This window comes from Sphingomonas sp. CCH10-B3, from assembly GCF_001556185.1.
In the GTDB taxonomy this organism is placed as follows: domain Bacteria; phylum Pseudomonadota; class Alphaproteobacteria; order Sphingomonadales; family Sphingomonadaceae; genus Sphingomonas; species Sphingomonas aquatica.
On record NZ_LSIJ01000023.1, the window covers coordinates 1 to 6431 of the forward strand.

7 protein-coding genes are annotated in these 6431 nt (G+C 65.6%); 5 read left to right on the forward strand and 2 right to left on the reverse strand.

All coding sequences use genetic code 11. The features are described from left to right. From AX672_RS05625 to AX672_RS05645, 5 genes are all read left to right on the forward strand, one after another. On the forward strand, positions 1-601 hold a 601-nt coding region (locus AX672_RS05625; RefSeq protein ID WP_168727352.1), incomplete at its 5' end, for a carbamoyl phosphate synthase small subunit. Then, complete coding sequence (locus AX672_RS05630) at positions 598-1035, forward strand: hypothetical protein (protein ID WP_066649570.1); 438 nt, start codon at positions 598-600, stop codon at positions 1033-1035. The genes AX672_RS05625 and AX672_RS05630, both read left to right, overlap by 4 nt. Before the next feature lie 52 nt (positions 1036-1087). Next, positions 1088-4423: a carbamoyl-phosphate synthase large subunit gene (gene carB, locus AX672_RS05635; protein ID WP_066649572.1), complete on the forward strand. Its 3336-nt coding sequence runs from the start codon at positions 1088-1090 to the stop codon at positions 4421-4423. 83 nt (positions 4424-4506) lie between these two features. Further along, positions 4507-4983, forward strand: coding sequence for a transcription elongation factor GreA (gene greA, locus AX672_RS05640; protein ID WP_066649574.1), 477 nt, complete (start codon positions 4507-4509; stop codon positions 4981-4983). Further along, the gene (locus tag AX672_RS05645; RefSeq protein ID WP_231731164.1) at positions 4980-5651 is read left to right on the forward strand and encodes a rhomboid family intramembrane serine protease; all 672 of its coding nucleotides are present in this window, start codon (positions 4980-4982) and stop codon (positions 5649-5651) included. The genes greA and AX672_RS05645 overlap by 4 nt, the downstream gene beginning before the upstream one ends. Before the next feature lie 4 nt (positions 5652-5655). Here the strand turns inward: AX672_RS05645 and AX672_RS05650 are convergent, their stop codons facing one another. After that, positions 5656-5889: a DUF4170 domain-containing protein gene (locus AX672_RS05650; protein ID WP_066649577.1), complete on the reverse strand. Its 234-nt coding sequence runs from the start codon at positions 5887-5889 to the stop codon at positions 5656-5658. 44 nt (positions 5890-5933) lie between these two features. Then, positions 5934-6431 (reverse strand): hypothetical protein (locus AX672_RS18845; protein WP_202189248.1); only part of this gene is annotated, 498 nt, incomplete at its 5' end.

Sequence of the window (6431 nt, forward strand, 5' to 3'; positions counted from 1 at the left end):
CCCGCCTGCGGGAGGGGGAGCGAGCCGACCCCATGTCGTCGCGATCGATTACGGCGCCAAGCGCAACATCTATCGCAATTTCGTCCACGCCGGCGCGCGCGTGTCGGTGCTCCCCGCAACCGCGACGTTCGACGAAGTGATGGCGCTCGCGCCCGACGGAATCTTCCTCTCGAACGGCCCCGGCGATCCCGCCGCGACCGGCGAGTACGCCGTGCCGGTGATCCGGCAGCTGCTCGACACCGGCATTCCGATCTTCGGCATCTGTCTCGGCCATCAGCTGCTCGGCCTCGCGGTCGGGGCGCGCACGACCAAGATGTTCCAAGGGCATCGCGGCGCCAACCACCCGGTCAAGCGGCTGTCGGATGGCGCGGTCGAAATCACCAGCATGAACCACGGCTTCGCGGTCGAGCGCGAGTCCTTGCCCGCCAATGCGCGCGAGACGCATGTGTCGCTGTTCGACGGATCGAACGCCGGGCTCGAGCTCACCGACAAGCCCGCGTTCAGCGTGCAATATCACCCCGAGGCCAGCCCGGGGCCGCAGGACAGCCTTTATCTGTTCCAGCGTTTCCTCGGGCTGATCGCCGATCGGCGGGCGGCGTGATCGACCGGGTCGGCGCCCCCGGCAACAATGTTCCGCGCGGCGTCGCGACGACCAAGGCGGCATTGACCGAAGCGACGCTGAAGGCGCTCGCGCCCGCAGTGTCGCCGAGCGCGCCCGAGGAAGGCGTTGTCGTCTCGCTCAGCCCCCAAGCCCGCGCCGCCGCGACCAGTGCTGATGCCAATCCCGCCGACCCGCGCGCGGTGCTTGCCCAAGCCGCGATGGCGCAGGCGACGCTCGCGGGCACGGCGCCCAAGGCCGCGGAAGGCCCCGATGCCGCTTACCGCGCCAACAGCGCGCCCGCCATCCACCCGATCCCCGCACCGACGCAGCACCCCCCGCGCCCGACCGGCATCCCCGGCCCCGTCATCCGCTGGCTCGCGCTGGCGGTGCTTGGGGGCGTGGTGCTTTGGCTGATGCTGGGGAGGGGCGCATGATTGCTCGTGCCGCCCTCCCTGCAAATGACATGAACGGAACGAAAAAAAGCTGATGCCCAAACGCACCGACATCTCTTCCATCCTCGTCATTGGCGCTGGCCCGATCGTCATCGGTCAGGCGTGCGAGTTCGATTACTCCGGCGTGCAGGCGATCAAGGCCTTGCGCGAGGAAGGCTATCGCATCGTCCTCGTCAATTCGAACCCGGCGACGATCATGACCGATCCCGAACTCGCCGACGCGACCTATGTCGAGCCGATCACGCCCGAAATCGTCGCCAAGATCATCGAGAAGGAGCGCCCCGACGCGGTGCTCCCCACGATGGGCGGGCAGACCGCGCTCAACACGGCGCTCGCGCTGTTCAACGACGGCACGCTCGCGAAGTTCGGCGTGCAGATGATCGGCGCCGATGCCGTCGCGATCGACAAGGCCGAGGACCGGCTGAAGTTCAAGGAAGCGATGACCAAGATCGGGCTCGAATCGGCGCGCTCGGCGATCGCGCATTCGATGGAGGAAGCGCTCGCGGGGCTCGAGAAGGTCGGGCTGCCCGCGATCATCCGGCCGAGCTTCACGCTTGGGGGCACCGGCGGCGGCGTGGCCTATAACCGCGAGGAATTCGAGGAAATCGTCCGCAAGGGGCTCGACGCGTCGCCGACCACCGAAGTGCTGATCGAGGAATCGCTGCTCGGCTGGAAGGAATATGAGATGGAAGTCGTGCGCGACCGCGCCGACAACGCCATCATCGTCTGCTCGATCGAGAACATCGATCCGATGGGGGTCCATACCGGCGATTCGATTACCGTCGCGCCCGCGCTGACGCTGACCGACAAGGAATATCAGATCATGCGCAACGCGAGCATCGCGTGTCTGCGCGAGATCGGCGTCGAGACGGGCGGGTCGAACGTTCAGTTCGCGGTCAATCCGAAAGACGGTCGCCTGATCGTCATCGAAATGAACCCGCGCGTGTCGCGTTCGTCCGCGCTGGCGTCGAAGGCGACGGGCTTCCCGATCGCCAAGGTCGCGGCGAAGCTCGCGGTCGGCTATACCCTCGACGAGATCATGAACGACATCACCGGTGCCACGCCCGCGTCGTTCGAACCGACGATCGACTATGTCGTCACCAAGATCCCGCGCTTCGCCTTCGAAAAGTTCAAGGGCGCCGAAGCCATATTGTCGACCGCGATGAAGTCGGTCGGCGAAGTGATGGCGATCGGCCGCAACATTCATGAAAGCTTGCAAAAGGCGCTGCGGGGTCTGGAGACGGGGCTGAGCGGCTTTAATCAGGTCGATGCGCTCGTCTGCGCCCCGCGTGCCGAAATCGAAGCCGCGCTCGCCCGCGCGACGCCCGACCGGCTGCTGATCGCGGCGCAGGCCTTGCGCGAAGGGATGACCGTCGCCGAGGTCCATGCGATTGCCAAATATGACCCGTGGTTCCTCGAACGTATCGCTGAGATCGTCGCCGCCGAAAACGATGTGATCGCCAACGGCCTGCCGCGCGATGCAGCCGGTATGCGGCGGCTGAAGTCGATGGGCTTTGCCGACAAAAGGCTTGCCTGGCTCGCGCTCAAGTCGGCGGGGCTGCGCGCCGGCTCGGAACGGGGGATCGCGCGCGGTTCGGGGCTGATCCGCGACGCTGTCGTCGCGATGACCGGCGGCATTACCGAAGCCGAAGTGCGGGCTCTGCGCCACAAACTCGGCGTGCGGCCGGTGTTCAAGCGCATCGACACCTGTGCCGCCGAATTCGACGCCAAGACGCCGTACATGTACTCGACCTACGAGGCCCCCAGCTTCGGCGAACCCGAATGCGAAAGCGCGCCTAGCGACCGGAAAAAGATCGTCATTCTGGGTGGAGGGCCGAACCGGATCGGGCAGGGAATCGAGTTCGACTATTGCTGCTGCCACGCCTGCTTCGCGCTTGCCGATGCCGGGTTCGAGACGATCATGGTCAATTGCAATCCGGAAACGGTGTCGACCGATTACGACACTTCCGACCGGCTCTATTTCGAGCCACTGACCGCCGAAGACGTGCTCGAAATCCTGCATGTCGAGCATCAAAGCGGCACCCTCGTCGGCGTGATCGTCCAGTTCGGCGGGCAGACGCCGCTCAATCTCGCGCAAGCGCTTGAGGATGCGGGCATTCCGATCCTCGGCACCAGCCCCGATGCGATCGACCTTGCCGAAGACCGCGAGCGCTTTGCCGCACTCATCAACAAGCTGGGCCTGCGCCAGCCCGCCAACGGCATCGCCCGCAGCCGCGACGAGGCGATCGCGGTCGCCAGCCGCATCGGCTATCCGGTGCTGATGCGGCCCAGCTATGTGCTCGGCGGACGCGCGATGGAGATCGTCGACTCACCGGTCCAGCTCGACGATTACATCCAGACGGCGGTGCAGGTGTCGGGCGACTCCCCCGTGCTGATCGACCAATATCTGCGCGATGCGACCGAAGTCGATGTTGACGCGATCAGCGACGGCGTCGATGTCGTGGTCGCCGGCGTGCTCCAGCATATCGAGGAAGCCGGAGTTCATTCGGGCGACAGCGCCTGCTCGATCCCGCCCTATTCGCTCAGCGACGAGGTGGTTGCAGAAATCGAGCGCCAGACCAAGGCCCTTGCCAAGGCGCTATCGGTCAAGGGGCTGATGAACATCCAGTTCGCGGTCAAGGACGGGCTGGTTTATCTGATCGAGGTCAACCCGCGCGCCAGCCGCACCGTGCCGTTCGTCGCCAAGGCGATCGGCGCGCCGGTCGCGAAGATCGCCGCGCGGGTGATGGCGGGTGAAATGCTCGCCGCGCTGCCGCCGGTCGAGCGCCACATCGCTTATTATGCGGTGAAGGAAGCCGTGTTCCCGTTCAGCCGCTTCCCCGGCATCGATCCGGTGCTCAGTCCGGAAATGAAGTCGACCGGCGAAGTAATGGGAATCGATCCCGATTTCTCACTCGCTTTCGCCAAGGCACAGCTCGGCGCGGGCACGGTGCTGCCAGCAGGGGGCAATGTGTTCGTCAGCGTCAAGGACAGCGACAAGCCGGTCATCCTGCCCGCCGCGCGCACGCTTGCCGAGCTCGGCTTCACGATCGTCGCAACCGGCGGCACCGCGACCTATCTCGCCGAACAGGGCGTGCCGGTCGACCGCGTCAACAAGGTTGCGCAAGGCCGCCCGCACATTGTCGACCGGATCAAGGACGGCAAGATCGACCTGATCTTCAACACGACCGAAGGCTGGCAGTCGCTGAAGGATTCGCAGCCGATCCGGGCATCGGCAGTCGCACAGAAGATTCCGTATTTCACAACTGCGTCGGCGAGCGTGGAAGCGGCACGCGCGATCGCGACGCTCGGCACGCAGCCGCTTGAAGTGCGGCCGCTGCAATCCTATTATGGTCGTTCGCACAGCTGATCCCCGACATGACAATATGACGTGCGGGCGGGTCCGGTGGGGGGCCTGCTTGGGGCAAGTGATTTTTTGAAGGACGTTTCGACATGGCGACGGTCGACAAGATGCCGATGCTCGCGGAAGGGTATGAAAAGCTCTCTTCCGAACTCAAGCGACTGCGGGCCGAGCGCCCACTGATTGTTGACGCGATCGAAGAAGCGCGCGCCCACGGTGATCTCTCGGAAAATGCCGAATATCACGCCGCCAAGGAACGCCAGGGCCAGATCGAAGCCTCGATCAGCGACATCGAGGACAAGCTGAGCCGCGCGCAGATCATCGACCCCACGACGCTGTCGGGCGACAAGATCGTGTTCGGCGCGACCGTGACCCTGCTCGACGAAGACGAAAAGCCGGTCAAATACCAGATCGTCGGGCAGACCGAGGCGGACGCCAATGCCGGCCGCATCTCGTATAACTCGCCGCTCGGCCGCGCGCTGATCGGCCGCCGGGTCGATGACGAGGTCGAAGTGACAGTGCCGTCGGGCGACCGTTACTACCTCGTCTCGAAGATCGAGTTCATTTGAACCAAGCGCGCTGGCCCGGCGTACAGCGGTCGGCGCTGGAAGCGCTGCCCGCCACGACGCTCTTGACGGGCATCACCTGCGCCACGTGGTTGCTCGCCGAGCTGTTCGGTGGTCAGGCGCTGGTGACAATGAGCGCTGGCTTCGTCCCGGCGACGGTGCTGCATCCGGTCGGCGCGCCGCCCGGCGTGTTTTTGCTGCCGTTCTGGATCACCCCGCTGACGGCGACTTTGGTCCATGGCGGCATTGTGCATCTGGCGCTCAACATGGTGATGCTGGTCGTCTGCGGTCGGATGCTCGAACGGACGATCGGGACGTGGGGCCTCGTCACGCTTTATGCCGTCGGGGCCTATTTCGCGGCAGCGGGACAATGGGCGCTGGGCGCGGGATCGGTTGTCCCGATGATCGGTGCAAGCGGGGCCATTTCGGCGCTCGTCGGTGCCTATGCCCTGCTGTTTGCCAACCAGCCGGTGCCTCGGCTTGGTCCGATACCGCCGCGTGTGGTCCGCATCGTGTGGCTGCTAGCCGGCTGGGTGCTGATCCAGTTGCTGATCGGCTTTGCGACGATCGGCGGTGGCCCCGGGATTGCGATCGGCGCGCATATCGGCGGTTTCATCGCGGGGCTGGCGCTGGCGCGGCCGTTGCTGCTGTGGCGCTATCGCGACGCCTGACGGCTCAGGAAGTCGGCCCGGGCGCGAGCAGATCGGGTTCGAGCAAGCGGTGCAAATGCACCACCACATATTTCATCTCGGCATCGTCCACGGTCCGCTGCGCAGCGGCGCGCCAGGCTTTCTCAGCCTCCGCATAATTGGGAAAAAGCCCGACGATCTCGATCGTGTCGAGATCGTCGAACTCCAGCGTGCGCGGATCGCGGACGCGGCCGCCGAAAACGAGGTGGAGTTTGCTCATGCCGCACTTCCTGATGCTGGTAACACACACCAGCCTCTAGCGGCTCAGCCGAGGTCTTTGAACCCCGCGCTGTCGGTCTTTTGAGCGGTCGCGTCGGTTGCTGCCTCATCCTTGACGTCGGCCTTGCGCGCCGCCTTGGCAGCAGCGTCACCCGCGCTCTTCGCCGCATCGACGACCGAGCCGACCAGCTTGCGCATCTGTTCGCGCGCCGCATCGCGGCTGATGCCGGCGGCGGCGAGTTCGGCGAGGCCAGCGTCGCGTGCCGCGCGGGCGGCCATGCCGGCCCCCTGCGTCAGCCGCTTGCCGACGGGCTTCAGTGCTTCGACTTCGCGCGCGCTCTTGGGAATCAGCGCACCTGCCAGGACGCCGACCGCGAGTCCACCGACGAGCACCGAAAGCGGATTGCCCTCGATCGTGTCGGCGGTGCGGCGGGCGGTCTCGGCAGCGGTTTCGCGCACGGTATCGATTGCCTGACCGGGCAGGGCAGCGATGCTGCTGCGGCGGGTATCGTCGTTGGGGATTTGGGGATCAGTCATCGGGGG

Coding starts and splice junctions, on each gene's coding strand:
- greA (WP_066649574.1), top strand. CDS start 4,507: ATGGCGACGGTCGACAAGATGCCGATGCTCGCGGAAGGGTATGAAAAG.
- AX672_RS05650 (WP_066649577.1), bottom strand. CDS start 5,889: ATGAGCAAACTCCACCTCGTTTTCGGCGGCCGCGTCCGCGATCCGCGC.
- carB (WP_066649572.1), top strand. CDS start 1,088: ATGCCCAAACGCACCGACATCTCTTCCATCCTCGTCATTGGCGCTGGC.